General features: G+C 31.9%; 17 protein-coding genes. 16 read left to right on the top strand and 1 reads right to left on the bottom strand.

The features are described from left to right. Window positions 1–12: 12 nt before the first annotated feature. The 15 genes from C3E89_RS04635 to C3E89_RS04705 all read left to right on the top strand — a co-directional run bounded on the left by C3E89_RS04635 (window position 13) and on the right by C3E89_RS04705 (window position 15,974). Window positions 13–1,299, top strand: a complete 1,287-nt coding sequence (locus C3E89_RS04635) for a glycine/sarcosine/betaine reductase component B subunit (RefSeq protein WP_236911308.1) — start codon at window positions 13–15, stop codon at window positions 1,297–1,299. Window positions 1,300–1,323: 24 nt separating this feature from the next. Then, window positions 1,324–2,631, top strand: a complete 1,308-nt coding sequence (locus tag C3E89_RS04640; RefSeq protein ID WP_236911309.1) for a glycine/betaine/sarcosine/D-proline family reductase selenoprotein B — start codon at window positions 1,324–1,326, stop codon at window positions 2,629–2,631. Between the two features lie 223 nt (window positions 2,632–2,854). Next, window positions 2,855–4,192, top strand: a complete 1,338-nt coding sequence (locus C3E89_RS04645; protein ID WP_236911310.1) for a sodium-dependent transporter — start codon at window positions 2,855–2,857, stop codon at window positions 4,190–4,192. A gap of 179 nt (window positions 4,193–4,371) precedes the next feature. Continuing rightward, a complete protein-coding gene (locus C3E89_RS04650) occupies window positions 4,372–5,799 on the top strand; it encodes a sigma-54 interaction domain-containing protein (RefSeq protein WP_236911311.1) in 1,428 nt (475 codons plus the stop codon). A gap of 251 nt (window positions 5,800–6,050) precedes the next feature. After that, window positions 6,051–6,767, top strand: a complete 717-nt coding sequence (locus C3E89_RS04655; protein ID WP_236911312.1) for an isochorismatase family protein — start codon at window positions 6,051–6,053, stop codon at window positions 6,765–6,767. A gap of 103 nt (window positions 6,768–6,870) precedes the next feature. Continuing rightward, window positions 6,871–8,262: a dihydropyrimidinase gene (gene hydA / locus C3E89_RS04660; protein ID WP_236911313.1), complete on the top strand. Its 1,392-nt coding sequence runs from the start codon at window positions 6,871–6,873 to the stop codon at window positions 8,260–8,262. A gap of 274 nt (window positions 8,263–8,536) precedes the next feature. After that, window positions 8,537–10,168 carry an MBL fold metallo-hydrolase RNA specificity domain-containing protein gene (locus C3E89_RS04665; RefSeq protein ID WP_236911314.1) on the top strand — a complete coding sequence of 544 codons (1,632 nt, stop codon included), beginning with the start codon at window positions 8,537–8,539 and terminating at the stop codon, window positions 10,166–10,168. 19 nt (window positions 10,169–10,187) lie between these two features. Further along, a complete protein-coding gene (locus C3E89_RS04670) occupies window positions 10,188–10,601 on the top strand; it encodes a hypothetical protein (protein WP_236911315.1) in 414 nt (137 codons plus the stop codon). A 78-nt stretch (window positions 10,602–10,679) separates the two neighbouring features. After that, window positions 10,680–11,264: an HDIG domain-containing metalloprotein gene (locus tag C3E89_RS04675; protein WP_236911316.1), complete on the top strand. Its 585-nt coding sequence runs from the start codon at window positions 10,680–10,682 to the stop codon at window positions 11,262–11,264. A gap of 162 nt (window positions 11,265–11,426) precedes the next feature. Continuing rightward, on the top strand, window positions 11,427–12,716 hold the full coding sequence (locus tag C3E89_RS04680) for an MFS transporter (protein WP_236911317.1): 1,290 nt from the start codon (window positions 11,427–11,429) through the stop codon (window positions 12,714–12,716). Then, window positions 12,706–13,806, top strand: a complete 1,101-nt coding sequence (locus tag C3E89_RS04685) for an ArsR/SmtB family transcription factor (RefSeq protein ID WP_236911318.1) — start codon at window positions 12,706–12,708, stop codon at window positions 13,804–13,806. The genes C3E89_RS04680 and C3E89_RS04685 overlap by 11 nt, the downstream gene beginning before the upstream one ends. A 20-nt stretch (window positions 13,807–13,826) precedes the next feature. Then, window positions 13,827–14,801, top strand: coding sequence for a D-cysteine desulfhydrase family protein (locus C3E89_RS04690; RefSeq protein ID WP_236911319.1), 975 nt, complete (start codon window positions 13,827–13,829; stop codon window positions 14,799–14,801). 52 nt (window positions 14,802–14,853) lie between these two features. Next, window positions 14,854–15,210 (top strand): DUF3221 domain-containing protein, encoded by a 357-nt coding sequence (locus C3E89_RS04695; protein WP_236911320.1) that lies wholly within the window; start codon window positions 14,854–14,856, stop codon window positions 15,208–15,210. 12 nt (window positions 15,211–15,222) lie between these two features. Beyond that, on the top strand, window positions 15,223–15,720 hold the full coding sequence (locus C3E89_RS04700) for a GAF domain-containing protein (protein WP_236911321.1): 498 nt from the start codon (window positions 15,223–15,225) through the stop codon (window positions 15,718–15,720). A gap of 59 nt (window positions 15,721–15,779) precedes the next feature. Then, window positions 15,780–15,974 carry a hypothetical protein gene (locus tag C3E89_RS04705; protein ID WP_236911322.1) on the top strand — a complete coding sequence of 65 codons (195 nt, stop codon included), beginning with the start codon at window positions 15,780–15,782 and terminating at the stop codon, window positions 15,972–15,974. A gap of 455 nt (window positions 15,975–16,429) precedes the next feature. Here the strand turns inward: C3E89_RS04705 and C3E89_RS04710 are convergent, their stop codons facing one another. Next, the gene (locus C3E89_RS04710) at window positions 16,430–17,779 is read right to left on the bottom strand and encodes a transglutaminase-like domain-containing protein (protein ID WP_236911323.1); all 1,350 of its coding nucleotides are present in this window, start codon (window positions 17,777–17,779) and stop codon (window positions 16,430–16,432) included. Between the two features lie 214 nt (window positions 17,780–17,993). On the opposite strand from C3E89_RS04710, the gene C3E89_RS04715 reads away from it, so the two are divergent. Further along, the gene (locus tag C3E89_RS04715) at window positions 17,994–20,126 is read left to right on the top strand and encodes an adenosylcobalamin-dependent ribonucleoside-diphosphate reductase (RefSeq protein ID WP_236911324.1); all 2,133 of its coding nucleotides are present in this window, start codon (window positions 17,994–17,996) and stop codon (window positions 20,124–20,126) included. The last annotated feature ends 96 nt before the right edge of the window (window positions 20,127–20,222 follow it).

The following is a 20,222-nucleotide window of genomic DNA, read 5'->3' on the forward strand; positions in this document are numbered from 1 at the left end:
GAGGTGATTTTTTTGAAATTAGAACTAAGAAGAATTCATATTAAGGATATTCAATTTGGCGAAAAGACAAAAGTTGAAGATGGTATATTGATTGTAAGCCAAGAAGAATTAATTAACAAACTAAAAGAGGATGAAAGAATTAAAGATATTAAAGTTGATGTAGCAAGACCTGGAGAAAAGGTAAGAATTATACCAGTAAAAGACGTAATTGAACCAAGGGTTAAAATCGAAGGTACTGGAAATGGATTTCCAGGTGTATCAACAAAAATAGCTCAACTAGGCGAAGGAAAGGTAAATGTTTTATATGGAGCTGCAATAGTTACTGTAGGAGATATTGTAGGATTTCAAGAAGGGGTTATAGATATGTGGGGAGAAGGAGCAAAGTGGACCCCATTTTCCAAAACTTATAATTTAGTATTGGATATTACCCCAGTGGAAGGATTAGATCCTCACTCCCATGAAGCAACTGTAAGATTAGCAGGGTTAAAAGCTGCAGAATTTATTGGTGAAGCAGGAAGAAGTGTAGAGCCAAATGAAGTATTAACCTACGAAATAGGAAGTCATGCAGAAGAAACTAAAAAATATCCAGACTTACCAAAGGTATTATATGTAGAAATGTTAATCTCCCAAGGATTACTTCATGACGGATATATTTATGGAGTTAATAGCCAAAAGATACTACCAACCTTATTACATCCAAATGAAGAGCTTGATGGTGCTGTAATCAGTGGTAACTGTGTCGCAGCTTGTGACAAAATAACCACTTATCAACACCAAAACAACTCAGTAATACTAGATCTATATGCACAACATGGAAAGACATTAAACTTTATGGGAGTAGTATTGACACCAGAACTTACTACTTTAGAAGGAAAGTTTAGAACCTGTGATTATACTGCTAAATTATGCAAGATGGTTGGTGCAGATGGAGTTATAATTTCAGAAGAAGGATATGGTAATCCAGATTCAGACTTACTAATGATTTGCAAACGATTAGAAGATTCAGGAATAAAAACAGTTTTGATTACAGATGAATGCTCAGGTAGAGATGGAATGAGTCAACCATTAGCAGATACAGCTAAAGAAGCAGTAGCTGTTGTATCAGGAGGAAACGTAAGTCATGTTGTTACATTACCACCTGCTGATAAGGTAATAGGAAATGCAGAAGCCATTGCAACTTTAGCAGGGGGTTGGGATGGAGCATTACTTGAAGACGGAACATTAATGTGTGAACTAAATGCTGTAATAGGAGCTACTTCAGAAATTGGCTATCATTACTGTACAGTTAAACTATATTAATAAATATTGAAAGGAGGATGGAAGATGGCTGAAAAATTTAAAGTATTATACTATGTAAACCAGTTTTTTGGGCAAATAGGTGGCGAAGATAAGGCTGGAATGGAACCTATGTATAAAGAAGAAACTGTAGGACCTGCAATGGGTTTCAACGGTAATTTAAAAGGTGAAGGAGAAGTAATTGGAACATTAATATGTGGTGACAACTATTTTAATGAAAATAAAGAAGAAGCCCTAGAATATATTCTTAAGGTTATAAAAGATAACAACCCTGATATTGTTGTTACAGGTCCAGCTTTTAATGCTGGTAGATATGGAATGGCTTGTGCAGAGATTGCTAAGGCAGTAGTAAAAGAGTTAAATATTCCAGTGGTTTCAGGTATGTATATTGAAAATCCAGGATTAGATGTTTGTAAAGATATTGCAATAGTAGCAGAAACATCGGATTCAGCAGCAGGTATGCGTAAGGCATTGCCAGTTATGGCTAATCTAGTAAGGAAAATTGCTAAAGGTGAAGAACTAGGTCTTCCAGAAGAAGAAGGCTATATTCCACAAGGGAAGAGACTTACAGTTTTTGCAGAGAAAAGAGGATCTCAAAGAGCAGTGGAAATGCTGTTAGCTCGTTTAAATAATGAAGAATTTGAAACTGAGTTACCAATGCCAGTATTTGATACTGTAGATCCAGCTCCAGCGATTAAGGATTTAAGCAAAGCAACTATTGCATTAGTTACTAGTGGAGGTATGGTTCCTTTAGGAAATCCTGATAGAATTCAATCAGCCAGTGCTCAAAAATGGGGTAAATATGATGTAAGCAGTAGAGATGCACTTACTGGAGAGTATTGTACAATCCATGGTGGATTTGATCCAGTATACGCTAATGAAATTCCAGATAGAGTAGCACCATTGGATATGTTAAAAGAATTTGAAAAGGAAAATTATATTGGAAAAGTATTTGAGTATTTCTATACAACTACAGGTACTGGAACATCTGTAGGAAACGCAGTTAAATTTGGTACTGAAATAGGTAAGGAATTAAAAGAATCAGGAGTAGATGGTGTTATCTTAACATCAACCTGAGGCACCTGTACACGTTGCGGTGCAACAATGGTAAAAGAAATAGAAAGGTATGGTATACCTATAGTTCATATGGCAACAATAACTACTATCTCAGAATCAGTAGGAGCCAACAGAATAGTACCAACTATTGCAATTCCTCATCCAGTTGGAAATCCAGATCTTCCTGCTGATGAAGAATTAGAATTGAGACGTAGAATGGTTAAAAAAGCTTTAGATGCTTTAGGCACAGAAGTCAAAGAACCAACACAATTTGAATAAAGTTTTTATTTTAATCCATTTCCTTATTTCACCTCTCCTTTAGGAGTAATGGATATAAAATAAACATAATATAAACATAAATCCGATTCTTTCCTTCCCCTCTCCTTTGGAGAGAATCGGATTTACAAACTTTTGTTTTAACCTTTTATGTTAAAAATTTGACGTGGAATTTAAGTAGAGCCTATTCTAAATGCAGTGAACTAAAAGATAAGGAGTGTCAAAAATGGAAAAAAGAGAAAGCTGGGGAAGTAGATTTGGTTTCATAATGACGGCAGCAGGTTTTTCCATTGGGCTGGGAAATATATGGAGGTTTCCATATTTAGCTGGATCCAATGGGGGTGGGGCTTTTGTATTTGTTTATCTAATAATTATTTTATTAATAGGAATTCCACTATTTACAATGGAAATGGGTTTAGGCAGGAAGACGCAGATGAACCCTGTTGAGGGTATGAGATCCTTAACCAAAAAAGGGAGCATTTGGGTAGCTTTTGGATGGTTAGGAGTGCTTTCAGCTTTTGTAATATTAACCTATTATATACAAATAATGGGATGGATTTTAACTTATTTAATCAAGATGATTTCAGGTTCGTTAAGTGGATTGACTGCTGAAGGCTATACATTAGCTTTTGAAGAATTTACAGCCAATACAGGCCTTGTAGCAGCTGCGACTTTACTTTGTGTTATTATAATAGGATTCATTTCTTCTAAAGGATTAGAAAATGGTATTGAGAAAGCATGTAAAGTAATGATGCCTACTTTATTTACTATGTTAATAATATTGGCTATAAGATCCTTAACTTTACCAGGCTCAATGGAAGGATTGAAATGGTATTTAAGTATTGATTTTTCAAAGATAAATGGAGAAGTAGTCCTTGCAGCTTTAGGTCAATCATTTTTCTCTATTGGTATAGCAAGTGGTGGTGCATTTATATATGGTAGTTATCTTCAAAAAGATAGCAATATTCCAGCAGATGGATTAATGATAATTGGATTTGACACCTTGGCAGCTTTAATATCAGGATTAGTAATGTTTCCTGCAATATTCGCTTTAGGACTATCTCCTGAATCAGGCCCAAATTTATTATTTGTAACTATGTCAAATCTATTTAACCAAATGCCAGCAGGAGCTTTATTTGGAGGGATGTTCTTTCTTTTAGTATTCTTTGCAGCATTATCATCTGCTTTAGGATATTTAGAACCTATTGTAATGACTTGTACTGAATTATTTAAAATAGATAGAAAAAAATCGGTATGGTTAAGTTTAATTATTATATTTATAGTTGGTTTTCCTACTATATTAGCCCACGGACCATGGTCAGATATATTAGTTGGTGGCAGAAATCTATTCGATTTTGCAGATTATCTTTCCGGGAATATAATGATGCCTTTAGGGGCTTTGGTATTAGCTTTTTATACCGTACTTGTGTGGAAATTTGATAAATTTCAAGAAGAAGCCAATGTTGGTACAAATAGAATCAAAATATTTAACTGGTGGGCTCCATTAGTCAAGTTCTTAATCCCAGCTGCATTAGTTATAATCTTTGTGACAGGAATTTTTTAATATTTTTCGACAAAACAGTGTAGTGGATACTCCATTACACTGTTTTATTGATTTATTTACTTCATTTAAATATGAGAATATATGCCATTAGTAAAATAATATATTAAAGGTTAAAGGCTGTATGTTATAATTAAGAGAAATAAAACAGAAATATGTTAATTATAAGAAGGGGGAATTATATGCCATCTTCAAAAAATAAAGATGAATTTATAAGTACTTACGATGAAGAACTTCTGTTAGGATCTTTAAATTCTTCCTCAGATGGAATTTTAATTTCTGATGAGGAGGGAAAAGTACTTTATGTAAACCAGGCTTATGAAAATACAACAGGTTTAAAAAAGGATAATATATTGGGAGAGAACCTAAAACTGTTATTGGAGAAAAAGCTTTTTAATGCTGCTGCTTCACTTTCGGTATTAGAAGATCAAAAACCAGTATCCATTATACACAAATATGTAACTGGTAAATCGGCATTAACTACAGCAAATCCTATTTTCAATAAATCAGGGTTATTGATTGGGGTTGTTTGTAATACTAGAAATATTTCAGAATTAGTAAGTTTAAGAAAAGAATTAGAAAAAACAAGAGAATTAACACAAAAATATTCTGAAGAATTGCAAATTTTTAGAGAGAAACAATTAAAATGTGAAGGGTTAGTATATAAGAGCAAAGCCATGGCAGATACTCTAGAATTTGCTTTAAAAGCGGCAGCCTTTGACAGTACAATTTTAATTAATGGGGAATCAGGAACTGGAAAAGAAGTATTAGCCAAGTTTATCCATCAACATAGTTCAAGAAAAGATGGACCCTTTATAAAAGTAAATTGTTCAGCTATACCAGCTGAATTATTTGAGTCGGAATTGTTTGGATATGTGCCAGGATCATTTACAGGAGCATCCTCTCAAGGGAAAACTGGTTTATTTGAATTAGCTGATGGAGGGACTATTTTATTAGATGAAATTGGGGAATTGGATTTGTCTGTTCAGCCTAAACTTCTAAGGGTATTACAAGAAATGGAAGTCCATCCTGTAGGAGCAGAAAAGCCAACAAAGATAGATGTAAGAGTATTGGCGGCAACCAATGTGAATTTAAATGAAGCTGTTAAAGAAGGAAGCTTTAGGGAAGATCTATTTTTTAGATTAAATGTTCTGCCTATACAAATTCCTTCATTAAGAGAACGAAAAGAAGATGTAATTGAAATCGCTTCATATTTTCTAGAAAAATTAAATAAAAAATACAAAAGGAATATAGTATTTTCACCTGAAGTAGAGAGTGTACTAACTAATTATTCGTGGCCGGGAAATGTAAGAGAACTAGAAAATTTAGTAGAATATCTTTTTATTGTAAATCCTAATGATGAAATAACTATTGAGCAACTTCCATCTTGGGTATTAACTGAACATGTAATTGAAGATTATTATTGTGAAGGAGATAATTGTATTCCTCGATTAAATTATATGCTCGATATGTATGAAAAAAATATTATTACCTTTGCACTGAGGAAACATAATTCTGTAAAAGAAACAGCAGAATTTTTAGATATTCACCCTTCTACTCTATTTAGAAAAATTAAAAAACATAATATACATTATGATTTTTTAGATTAATTCAGAAATAAAATTATGGAGTGACGCAAATTTGCAATAGCTAGGAAAAGGATTGCAGATTTGCAAACCCTGATATTTACTAAGTTTTAGTAAGGTCCTAAAAAAACTATTGCATTATTGCAACACTGTTATAATGGGAAAAATATAAATTTAGCTGAATTCCTCCCTTTTTAAAAGTTGGCACGGTACTTGCTATATATAAGGGCAAGAAAATAAAAAATTAATAATAAATAAAAAGGGAGGAATTATTAATGGCAAATGAAAAATTTGTAGACAATGGTGGAGCATATGAATTTGATACAGAATTATTAAAGAGGGCTTTTGAGGAAGCAAAAAAGATTTATAAAGAAAGAGGATTCCAAAGAAGAATGGGATTTGGTAAAGCTCCTGCAGTAACAACTGTAGATATGGCTAAAGCTTGGATGTCTGATGGCCATCCATTTACATGTAATAACAATGAAGAAGTTTGTGCCAATGCACTTAAAGTATTAGAAGCTGCAAGAAAATCAGGAGTTCCTATTTTCCATACAACTACTGGATACGTAGGAAAAGAACAATGGGATTTACCAAGATGGGATGAAAAAATTCCTATGCATACATTAGAAATTGATTCAGAATGGATGGAAATTGATCCTAAATTAAAACCAAGACCAGAAGAACCAGTTATTCATAAAAAATATGCAAGTAATTTCTTTGGAACACATCTAGCTCAAACTTTAGTCAAATTAGGAGTTGACACTGTAATAGTAATGGGAGCTACTTCCTGTGCATGTGTTAGACATACTGTAATGGATTCAACAGGATATGGATTTAAAACTATAGTTCCCGAAGGAACAGTTGGCGATAGGGTACCTGGCGTTATTGAATGGAATCTATTTGATATGGATGCTAAATTTGCTGACGTTCTTCCAGTAGATGAAGTTGTTAAATATTTAGAAGGCATTGATCCAAAAGTATATAACAAATAATTTTAGATAATATAAAAAACTAGACTAGGTTTATAGGGGATACGATTAAATAAAAGTAGTATCCCCTATAATTAAATGATTTTTATTTTAAAGGAGGATGTATATGGGATTAATAATTAAAGGTGGAAATATCATAACATCCGAAAATGAGTATATTGCAGATATATTTGTAGAGGGGGAGAAAATTGTTGCTATAGGTAAAGATCTAGATTTGAAAGGTCATGAGGTTGTAGATGCTACTGGAAAATATGTTTTCCCAGGAGGAGTTGATGAACACGTACATTATAATTCCTTCAATTCCTTAGGGTACGAAACTTCCCATGCAGCTTTGGTTGGTGGTACAACTACAGTTGGAGATTTTGTTGTTCAACCTATGGGAGTAGGACTTAGGGATTCTATAATAAGTTATAAAAGGGATTATATTGATGGAGTAGCAACACCAGACTATGTTTTACATGGAATCATTATGGATCCATCAGAAGAGAGTGTTGAAGATTTGGTTAACATGCCTTCAGTAGGTGTTTCATCTGTTAAACTTTTCATGGCCTATAAAGGTATGCCTTATTATGTATCAGATGAATGGATATTTAAGGCGCTGTGCATGAGCAAAAAGGCAGGAGTAACTATTATGGTTCATGCTGAAAATGCGGATATTATTGATGTTTTAACTAAGAAACTTATAGCTGAAGGGAAAAGTGAGCCAAAATATTTTGGTGACTCTAGACCAGTATTATCTGAAGTAGAAGCTACTTCTAGGGCTATCTATATGGCCAAAATAGCTGATGCCCCATTATTTGTTGTTCATGTAACTAATCAAAAAGCTGCGGAAGTTATTAGAGATGCTTATGATGAAGGGCTATCTGTTTATGGAGAAACTTGCACACATTATCTAATGCTAAGTGATAATAATTTAGCTAAGCCTAATTTTGAAGGAGCAAAATATGTATGCAATCCTCCGCTACGACCACAATCAGATGTTGATTTCATGTGGGAAGCTATTAACAAAGGGTGGTTAAAAAGTGTTAGTTCGGATCACTGTGCTATTATTGGTGGCTTTGCAGAAGGGAAGCAAAAAGGTATTAACGATTTTAGTAAGATCCCTCCAGGTTCTCCAGGTGTGCAAGAACGCTTATATATGATGTGGACATATGGCGTAGAAACGGGAAGAATTTCTCGCCAAAAATTTGTAGAGCTTTGTTGTACAATGCCAGCAAAAATTTGTGGAATTTATCCACAAAAAGGTGATATCATGGTTGGTTCAGATGCAGATATCGTTGTTTTTGATCCTAACTACCGAGGTGTTATTAGTATCAAAGATAGTTTATCAGGATCAGACTACTGTACCTATGAGGGATATAAACAAAAAGGAATAGCTGAAAAAGTATTTCTCAGAGGTAACCTTGTAGCAGAAAATGGAAAATTTGTAGGTGAACTTGGTAAAGGAAAACAGGTTATGTCAAGACCATATGCTTATTGCTATGATAAATTTAAATAGGAAAGATAAGTAAGTTAGTTTTAGATAGATATTTTGAACTGTTATTTTCATATAAGCATGAAAGAGCGCAAAAATCATAGAAGGATTATTATAAGAATGAGGAATAATTTAAAATAGAAAAGTAGATAAATTATGAGGGAACTCTATTAAAAAAGAGTTCCCTCATAATTTTGTATCTTTTTAATATTTAATAATAACAGAAACCTTGAGTCTATTATTTACAAAGAAGGTCAAAAATGCAATAATATTAGTAATATGCAAAGGCGGTGGAAATATGGATATTCAATTTTGTGGTGCTGCAAAAGTTGTTACTGGCTCAAATTATCTACTTACTACTGATAAATATAATATATTAATTGACTGTGGTATGTTTCAGGGAAATGAAGAATTAGATAGAATGAATTACCAACCCTTTCCTTATAACCCTTCTGAAATTGATTACTTAATCCTATCTCATGCTCATATAGACCATAGTGGAAGGATACCAAAACTTATAAAAGATGGATTTAAAGGAAAAATAATATCTACGAAACCAACCTATGATCTATGCAAAATAATGCTTATGGACTCAGTAAAGATACAAGAAGCAGACGTAGAATGGGAAAATAGAAAAAGACAAAGGGCTGGTAAGAAACCAATAGAACCTTTATATACTATGGAAGAAGCAGAAATTAGCTTAAAATTCTTTGAAACCTATTTGTATGGTCAAAAGATAATAGTAAATGAAGATATATATCTAATGTTTAGGGATGCTGGACATATGTTAGGTTCATCTATAATCGAATTATGGGTTAGAGAAAAAGGAGATAATTTTAAAATAGTTTTTTCAGGAGATTTGGGAATGCCTAATAGACCTATTATTAGCAATCCTGAATTTATAGAAGATGCCGATTATCTAATAATCGAATCTACCTACGGAGATAAGATCCATGAAGAATTTAATAGGAGTACTGAAAAAATGGTAGAGATTATAAATAAAACTGTAATTAGAGGGGGCACCGTAATCATACCTTCATTTGCTGTAGGCAGAACCCAAGAGTTAATTTACAAATTAAATAAATACTATGAATATAATAAAGAAATAGAAGAATATATGAAAATTCCTATATATGTTGATAGTCCTATGGCTGTATTGGCTACGGAAGCTTTTCAAGCTAATTCTAGTAGTTTTGATGATGAAGCAAAGGAACTCATATTAAAAGGAGATAATCCCTTCCAGTTTCCTAATCTAAGATATGTAAAGGATCAAAAAGAATCTATGGCTTTAAATAAATACAAATTTCCTAAGGTAATAATATCTTCAAGTGGTATGGCTACAGCTGGAAGGGTAAGACATCATTTAAAGCATAATTTATGGGACGAAAAGAATAGCTTAGTTTTTGTAGGTTATCAAGCTGAAGGCACTTTAGGAAGGATTATATTAAACGGAGCTAAGAGAGTTAGAATACTAGGAGAAGAAGTAGCAGTAAAAGCTGAGATTTATGACTTGGAGGGATTTTCTGGTCATGCTGATCAAATTATGCTTATGGACTGGATAAGAAAGTTTAAAAAGAAACCAGAAAGAATCTTCGTTGTTCATGGTGAAGAGAAATCCTCAAATACTTTAGCTGGTTTAATACAAGAGGAGTTTAGTATAGAGACTATAATACCAAATATAGGAGATAAATTTGTTATAGAAAAACAAAGCATCGAACTAACTAGAGGAACAATGAGGAAGCCTATAGATTTAGAACAAAGTATTATGAAAGATTTAGAATTTATTTACAATCAATTTCAATCCTTAAACATAAGGAAGGATCAATTATTAGATCAAAAATTATTAGAAAAAGAATATGATTCCCTTAAAAATATATTGATATTAATACAACAAAATCTTATGGATTTAAATATGATGATTGGAAAATAAATTAGGAAGAAGGGTTTATATGAGCAACAAACATGAAGGAAGGATAAATAATATTAAGAAGCTAATTGAAAAGTTCACCGTTATTATCGAAGTATTATTGGCACTATTAATAATTTTGATTGTTATTTTAAGCATAAAAGATTTGTTAGTATTAGGGAAAGTTATATTTACAACAGAGGCAGATGCCAGCTATGAAATATTGCAAGGTTTTTTGTCCCATACACTTTTATTGGTAGTGGGTTTGGAATTAGCCATAATGTTAATAAGCCATACACCAGGTAAAGTACTACAAGTGATACTATATGCTATAGCTAGAAAAATGTTAGTAAGTAGCGTAAATATGGCTGATATTTTATTAGGAGTTATTGCATTGGCTATAATATTTATCACGGATAAATATTTTCACACAAGAGAAGAGAAGAAAATTTTATAGCTACAAGTTTCCTTGACATTATGATAAAAAAGCCTTATATTTGTTTTAAATAACTTTATATAAGGGGTGTTTTTTAATATGAGTGAATATATACCGACTAGGGAAGAGGCTTTTGAATTATTAAAAGAATACAATAAAAATGAAAGCTTAATTAAACATGCTTTAGCTGTTGAAGGGGTCATGGTACACTTTGCAGAATTATTTGGTGAAGAAGATATAGAAAAATGGGCTGTAATAGGTCTTATACATGATTTGGACTATGAAATGTATCCAGAACAACACTGTATCAAGACTAAAGAAATACTAGAAGAGAGAAACTGGCCAGAAGAATATATAAGGACTATTATAAGCCACGGATGGGAAATATGTACTGATGTAGAACCAATAGAAACAATAGATAAGGTATTATATACTATAGACGAATTAACAGGGTTAATAGCTGCAACTGCTTTAGTAAGACCAAGTAAAAGCGTATTGGATATGAAGCCTAAATCTGTAAAGAAAAAGTGGAAACAAAGTAGTTTTGCTGCAGGAGTAGATAGATCGATTATAGAAAAAGGGGCGGAAATGTTAGGCATGGATTTAAATACGGTAATAGCTGAAACAATAAAAGGGATGCAAAAGGTAGCAGAAGGAATTGGGTTAAAAGGAGATATAGAATAAATTTTGGGTCGCTATATTAAAAGCGGCTCTTTTTTATTGGAGATCATATTAGAGATAAATATATTATTTTTATATAGGATTAGATAAATATCAAATAATCATATTGACATTAAATATATATATAAATATAATATAATCAACAAACAATATGGAGGTTATATTATGAGTATGAAACTTATCAAACAAAGGGATTTCTTTTTATTAATGTTAGGGAAATTAGTATCTTTATTGGGAAGCAATATGCAGCAATTTGCATTGTCCCTATATGTATTATCATTAACGGGTTCTGCAACTATATTTGCATCAATTCTATCCATATCAATTCTTCCTAGATTGCTATTATCACCAATAGCCGGAGTTTTTGGAGATTGGTTCGATAGAAAGAAGAGTATAGTAATTTTAGATCTATTAAATTTTATCATTATAGGCATATATGCGGTGATTTTTACACTCAATGGTAGTTTGACTTTACCAATGATATATGTTCTAGTGATACTCTTAGAAATCACAGAAATATTTTTTGGTTCAGCGATGTCTGCTGTTATTCCAAGTATGGTAGATAAAGAGGAATTGTTAGATGCAAATTCATTCAATTCTTTAGTTATGAATATTGGCCAATTATTAGCCCCTATAATTGGTGCTGTCGTCTATGGAACTTTCGGGTTAAAGATAGTAATGATAATTAATTCGTTAAGCTTTCTGATATCTGCTATTAGCGAAATGTTTATAAACATACCTGAAAAACATAAAAAGCCGGAAAGTATTAGTATAAAAGCTTTTAAAAAGGATTTGTTAGAAGGAATAAATATAATTAAAAGCAATAAATTTATATCTACAATGATATCATTGGGGACTATTATCAACTTCGTTATAGCACCAATTTTTTCAATAGGGTTAATATTTATTATTAAAGAAGTATTAAGAGCAACAGACTTTCAATTTGGGATATTTCAAATGGTCTTATCATCCTCTATGCTTTTGGCTCCTATATTTTCTGCAAACTATATAAAGAAGATTAATGTTGGCAAATTATGTTATATAAGCTTCATTTCCATAGCACTATTTATATTGATTATGTCACCAATACCTTCTAAGACTATACTAGATAGGTTGGATACTAATTTAATACCATATATTTTAATGTTAATAATCTCTTTTATGGTAGGGATATTTGCAACAATAGCTAATATTGCCATGGGTACAATATTTAATCAGGTAACTCCTATTGAGTTAATGGGCAGAACTTCCACCGTATTTAATTTAGCGGTTACTGTGTTTATTCCAGTAGGACAAATGCTTTTCGGTTATCTTTATGATATAATATCACCAAGTTATGTAATGGCAATAAGCGGAATAATATTAATTTTTGCTATAAGAAAATATAAAAATGCTTTAACGGAAGTAGATGAACAGAAAGAAGAAATAAAGGGAGATGTAATAAATGAAGTTTAAATTCTATTTACAAGAAAGTAAATTATATGATTTTTTACAATTTCCAAGATTAATTTATTATAAGAAGGAGCTAGACAAAACAAAAGAGGATATAAATTATGGAGATATATTAGAAGATGATTATCTAAACTTTGTCAGCAAAGTGAAAGAAAGATTAGAACCTTTTAAAGAGGAAATAAAAAAATTCTATATGGAAGAGTATTTAAGTGAATATGATTTTATTGATATAATCTCTAGAGCTACTGGAATATTTGGTTACGAAGAAGAAAAAGAATATTTGGATATGCTATTATCTTTAAAAGAACATGAGATAAAAAGGAGTATTATCTTTTCTATCATGTTAATAAACGATGATTACCCTGATGATTTAGATGGAGCTATGAAAAAGGCAGAAGAAATTAGCTTAAATTATAACAGCATGGTTGAATTTATTAAGGAATTACCTATAGAGGCAGGTTCTAAGTGGAACTTCTTCCTAATAGTTGAAGAGCCTTTAAAGTATATAAAGATGTATGTCAGACTAATGGAAGAATTATTGCCTATTTTTAATGAAATCTATAGTCCCTTTGAAAATAAAGTGGAGGATTATGGAGAGTATCTAATGAACTTTTTAAATGATAAAGGTGCTGAAGGATTAGAAGAGATTACCTATTCAATTTTAAACACAAAGGTGTTAGACGAAAATACGAATATATTAATCTCTTTGATATTTCCCTATGCTCTTACAATAGCTACTACTAGTAAGATAAATTATACTGTATGGGGATTAAGGATGGAAGAAGCATTTAAAAAGATGAAGGAGATAAACGAGAACAAAACTTTAGAAAGAGTGCAGATATTTAAAAACCTTGGAGATAAAACTAGATATGAAGTATTAAAGCTAATTGCAGCAGGAGAAACTTCTACCAAAGTAATAGCTAAGTCTTTAGGAGTATCCAGTGCAACTGTATCCTATCATCTAAACAACTTTCTTACTTCTAAAGTGATAAGGATGGATAAGAGCAACAATAAATTCGGGTATATAGTTGATTATGAACTACTAGAAGATGCAATAAAGGGGTTTAAGAAGGATTTGAAGTTTCCTGAATAGTATATTAGGGAGGTGTCAATATGGTAAAAAGGATAAGAATAGCCAATCTACCTACTAAGATTGAAAAATTAAATAGGCTAAGTGACAAACTTGGGAAGAATATCTTTATTAAAAGAGATGACCAAACGGGTACAGAGGTTTCAGGCAATAAAATAAGAAAGTTGGAGTTTTCAGTTGGAGAAGCTTTAGAGAAAAATTGTGATTATTTAATTACCTGTGGTGGAATTCAATCGAACCATGCTAGAGCCACTGCTGCTGTAGCTGCAAAATTAGGATTAGGAGCATATCTTGTATTGAGAGGAAATGAAGAAGAGGAAACAGAAGGGAATCTTTTTCTAGATAAAATGCTAGGTGCTAATATAAAATTTATTACAGCAGATGAATATAAAAATCACAGAGCTAAAATAATGGTAGATATAAGAGAACAGCTAGAAAATAAGGGGCATAAAGCATACGTAATACCCGAAGGAGCATCTAATGGAATAGGTTCGCTAGGCTATGTAAATACCATGGATGAGATTTTAAAACAGGAAAAAGAGCTGGGTATTAAATTTGACGCAATAGTAGTTACAGTAGGGTCCGGCGGAACCTTTGCAGGCCTTTATTATGGAAATCACATAAATGATAATTGGGCTACTATTTATGGGTTTAATATCTGTGACACAAAAGAACATTTTCAAGATGTTGTTATAAATCTATTAGATGAAATTGCCACCTATACTGATAAGAAGATTTCTGTAACTAAAGAAGAAATAGATATAATCGATGGTTATCCAGGTTTAGGGTATGCACTAAGTCAACCTGAAGAGATAGGTTTTATTCATTATTTTGCAAAGCTAGAAGGAATAATATTGGATCCAGTATATACTGGAAAAGCTATGTACGGATTGATTAATGAAATAAAAAAAGGTAGATTTCATAAGCATCAGAATATATTATTCATCCATACAGGAGGATTATTTGGCTGGAATAGGATACAAAGGGGATTGCTTTAGTCCCAAATACTTTGATAAAATATAGTTAATATATTTTGACAAGGGGGCCATTATGAAAAGAATATTTTTATTAATATTAATATTTTCTACTGTTATATTTATTACTGGCTGCAATAAAGAATCAGCAGAAACCATTGATATAAGGGGTGAAATAAAGGAGATTCATACTGATGAGGAAGGTTTATTAATTCAAAGTATATTAGTAGAAGGAGAAATAGAAGATGACACTTTATATGATAGTGCTATAATTACCATATCCAATGGTACTAAGATTTTGAAAGAAAATGAAGAAGTAGAAATAGAGGTTGTAGAAGAAGGATTAATTGTTGAAGTTATTTTTGATGGATCTGTGGCAGAATCCTACCCAGTTCAGGCAACTGCCAAAGAAATTACAATAATCGAAAATTAAGGAGAAATTACTATGTTTAAATTAGATCCTATTAAAAACATGAATAAGGAAGAAAGATTAAAATATATGAATCTTCTTTTAAAATCACAATTAAGCTCTGAAAAAGATGATTTAGCCAATTTATCCAATGCTACTGGTATTATTATGGCATGTGTTGATAGACTAAATTGGGCAGGATTTTATATATTAAGAGAAGATGAATTAGTACTAGGACCTTTTCAGGGGCTTCCTGCTTGTAACAGGATAGAAATAGGAAAAGGTGTATGTGGTACGGCGGTTAAAACTAGAATGGTTCAACTAGTTCCCGATGTTCACAAATTCCCAGGCCACATTGCTTGTGATTCGGCTTCTAACTCTGAGCTAGTTATTCCAATAATAAAAGATAATAGTGTATATGGAGTCTTAGACTTAGACAGTCCAGAAAAAGAAAGATTTACTGAACTGGAGAAAGAATATTTCATTAAATTTGTAGATATTTTAAATGAATATATAGATTGGAAAAATATTTAAATGAAGTATAAGTAAATGAATGTATCATAACGGTTATTTAATTACAAGGAGGTATTTATATGAGAAAAGAACTATTTGTAGGATTTTTTGCACAAGCAATATACATTATTTTAAGCCGTTTTTTTAATGTACCTGATTTATTTTTAGGATTTTCACAAGGGTTGGCAATATGTTTTATTATCATAGGTATTTTACCACAAGAGCCTTATTTAAAGTTAAAAAAATGGAAAAGGTCTATGATTAAATCAGCATAATGTGTCATAATTTTTATATGATGTGTAGTAGTAAATTTATGTATATTAGTTTTGTTCTTAAACTTTAGTGGCAGTTTCCAGCATATTTATAAAGAATGGCATTTCCAATGAAAGATTCGTGAAGTATCTCGACACAAGGTAAAAATGGCCGTGGAGATCGCTATCGCTAAAAAACACGGCCAAACGATTTTTTCCTTTTAGTCGGATACTTCAATCGAATCTTTTATAAGTTAGGGCTTATTTTCCCAAACATATCGTGAACCTAAACAAAAGTAAGGAACATTTTCATAGGACTCAATCCAATATTGCGATGCATATTTTATAAAACATGATATAATTAATCACCAAAGAATATATAAGACCTAATTTTTCAAATATGCCTTTAATACATTTATATATCTAAATGATTCAATAGAGAACAAGGTTTGCCTTGCTCCCTATGCTTTACAAAACATTTATTTCATTTTACTTACCTCAACAATCTCCTGTATAACCTCATACTCATCATAAAATACAGCTCTATCTAGATATTCCATTTCTCCCTCTTGATTATCATAAGGATCTTGTCTTAAAAAGTTCTTTTCCGGATAGAAATTATAATGAAATTCAGAATTGGCAACCATTCTGAAAGGATCTAGATTTCCGAAATAGAAGTTCCACCTATTTTCATTACCTCTCCTTAAAGCTCCACCACCATAGGATGGATCAGCAAATACCCATCCATAAGGCTCTATATAAAATTCCGCCCAATCATGGCAGCCTATATAATTAGGATTAACTACTAATCCAGATTGCCATCTAGCAGGGATTCCAACTATCCTACAAAGGGTTATAAATAGCATTGCTTGAATACCACAATCCCCTTTAAGATTGTAGGCAGCATATTCAGGTACATTAGTTATAGCGGCATACTGCCTAACATAAGAATACTGCACATTTTGAGTTATATAATCGTAAATCTTTCTAGCTTTAATTAATGGATTAGTTTCTTCTTCGACTATCTCATTTGCTAATTCGACTAAAAAAGGTGTAAATCTTATATGGGGCAGATATTCTTCTGTATAAAATGTAGGTTGATTTTTAGAGACATTATCGGCTATTAGGTCATTGTATTTAATATGACTTTCATAGGAATATTCAACAGTAAATTCATCTTTGCCCTTTACTATTTCTTCAAAATAGATAGTCCTTTGAGGATGATTTTCATGGGCCATAGCTTTAGGATTATGAGAAGTATTTAATATATTCATATTTTTTATCTGTTGAGCATTTCGTGGAATAGGTAAGTGAACCCTTATTTTTTCGCCTATTCTAGAATATTCATTTTTTAATCTTAAACCAGTTTTAACATGGATAAAGTATTTAACTTCCCCTTTATCTATAATTTCGTCTATAGTTTCATCTAGTATGCTAGAGTCATCTTCTTTTGGATTAATAAGTCTGGTCTTTAGAATAGGATGTACTCTAATGGAATTCTGTAAAAATCGTTTATGAAAAGTAACTTGACCATCTATATAGATCCAATCTGCATACCTACCATCTTTTAAAGATTTCAAGTCTTCTTTTGAAAAATCTTTAATTTCTTTTTGAGCAATAGACAAGGCTTCATCGAAGGAATATATATAATCTTGCTTAAATCTTCTAATTCTATCTTTCTCAAAAATCAATCTGTCTTTTAATACTTTTGGAATATTTCTTGTCATATATAGATCTATTAGCTCTAAAGCCTTTGTAAAATCACCGAATACCATTAATCGGTTTACGTCTTCTGGCAAATCAGCTACTAAGGATCCCAATCTGTTCATCTTTTATCCCCCCATAAATTATTTACTTACTTTAATATATTATATAGATAAATTGTAAAAAATGAAAGTAGGATCATTAGATGGAATATATTCTTGTTAGAATAAAGAAATAGGGTTAAAATATTGCTTGATTTAAGATTTAACTTATGATAAATTGGGCATATATAGTATACAAACCAAACGAATACACAATATATTGATGCGGGGGGATTTTATGTTAAAAGTAGAGAAAAGGAATGGTATGATTGTAGATTTTGATGGAGATAAAATCGTCAATGCCATTAGCAAAGCTATGGCTGAGACAGAAATAGGTATAGATGAGAACATAGCCAAACAGATATCAGATAAGGCTTATGATACCTTCAGAAATTTAGATGTGGTACACATTGAAAAAATACAGGACTTTGTTGAAATTCAATTGATGAAAGTTAGACCTGATGTAGCAAAAAAGTATATTCTTTATAGAGATGAAAGAGCAAGACTTAGAAAACATGGCTGGGTTATGACAGATTTACAGAGGGATATATATGAAAAAAAATACAGGTTTGCCAATGAAAGTTTTGATGAATTTTTAACTAGAGTAAGTGGTGGCAATAACTTTATAAAAAAAGCTATTAAAGATAAAAAATTTATGCCTGCAGGTAGGATATTAGCAGGAAGGGGTCTAGATAAACATGGTAGAAAGATGACATTATCAAATTGCTATGTAATGCCAAAAGTAGAAGATAATATTGAATCTATATTTGATACAGCAAAATATATGGCAAGGACTTATTCCTATGGTGGCGGTGTAGGTTTGACTCTTTCAAAATTAAGACCAAAAGGTGCTAAGGTAAATAACGCTGCAAGTACTACTACAGGAGCCGTTTCTTTTATGGATCTTTATTCTTTAGTTACTGGATTGATCGGTATGAGGGGAAGACGAGGGGCATTGATGCTTAATTTAGATTGCCATCATCCGGATATTGAAGATTTTATAGATGTGAAGAACGACTTAACCAAAGTAAAATACGCAAATATTTCTGTAAATATTACTGATGAATTCATGGATGCAGTTGTAAATGATAAAGAATATGAGCTTTATTTTAAAGTAGAGGCTACTGGTGAAGAGATTAGAAAGACCATAAGGGCAAGAGATCTATTTAGAAAGCTAGCAAAAAATAATTGGAATATGGCAGAACCTGGTATGTTGTTCACCAACAAAATAAACTCATGGCATTTGATGAGCGAAGATGAGACCTTTGAATTTGCTGGAGTAAATCCATGTGCAGAGGAAACTTTACCAGCCTTTGGAAGTTGTAATCTGTCTTCTATTAATTTAAGCGAATTTGTTAGAAATCCTTTCACCAATAAAGCAAAATTTGAATATGAAAGATTTGGGGAGATGGTAAGAGAAGGAATTATTTTCTTAAATGAAGTATTAGACGAAAACATGGAACTTCATCCATTGCCACAACAAAGGGAGATGGCAAGGGAGCTGAGACAGATTGGCCTTGGTATTATGGGGGTTGCAGATATGTTCATAAAACTAGGCATTAGATATGGTAGCCAAGAATCCATAGAGCAAATACATGAGATTGGCAAAGTTCTAATAAATGAAGCATTGAGACAGTCTGCATTATTAGCTAAAGAACAAGGACCTTTTCCAAGATATAGAGAAGAGGCTATATTAAGATCACCATTTTTAAATTCCAATGCTAATGATGATGTATTAGAACTTATTAAAAAATATGGACTTAGAAATAGCCAACTTCTAACTATACCTCCTACAGGAAGTATATCTACTTTAATAGGTTGTAGTAATGGGCTAGAGCCAATATTCCAGATTTCATATACTAGAAAATCTGAATCCTTACATCATGAGGATACCTACTATAAGGTATTTACTCCTATAGTAAAGGAATACATGGATAGAAATAATATTTCAAGAGAAGAAGATTTACCAGATTTCTTCGTAACTACTTCAACCTTAAATTACAAGGATAGAATAGAAGTGCAGGCAGCATGGCAACAATATATAGATGCAAGTATATCGTCAACAGTTAATGTACCAAATGAATTTACCGTAGAAGAGGTAGAAGAACTGTATATTAATGCATGGAAAAAGGGATTAAAAGGGATTACAATTTATAGGGATGGTTGTGCTAGAGAAGGGATACTTATTACCAATAAATCCAATCTAACTAATATAGAAAAAATAGAAAAATTACAAAAGGAATTAGAAGAATTGGTAGAGAAACAATTAAAGGAAGACCCTGAAACTTGTCCCATGTGTGGAGGTAAATTGATCCATAGCGGTGGATGCTCTGAATGCCAAGACTGTGGATATAGTCCATGTTCAATATAATTTGAGTAAAACGAGTCATTCTAAGGCTGGAGGGTGTTGATAAGGAGCCTACAAGAATGACTCGTTTTTAATAATCCAGAAGTAAGTGTAAAAATG

Source organism: Clostridium sp. Cult1, from assembly GCF_021655095.1.
Lineage (GTDB): Bacteria > Bacillota > Clostridia > Tissierellales > Tepidimicrobiaceae > Schnuerera.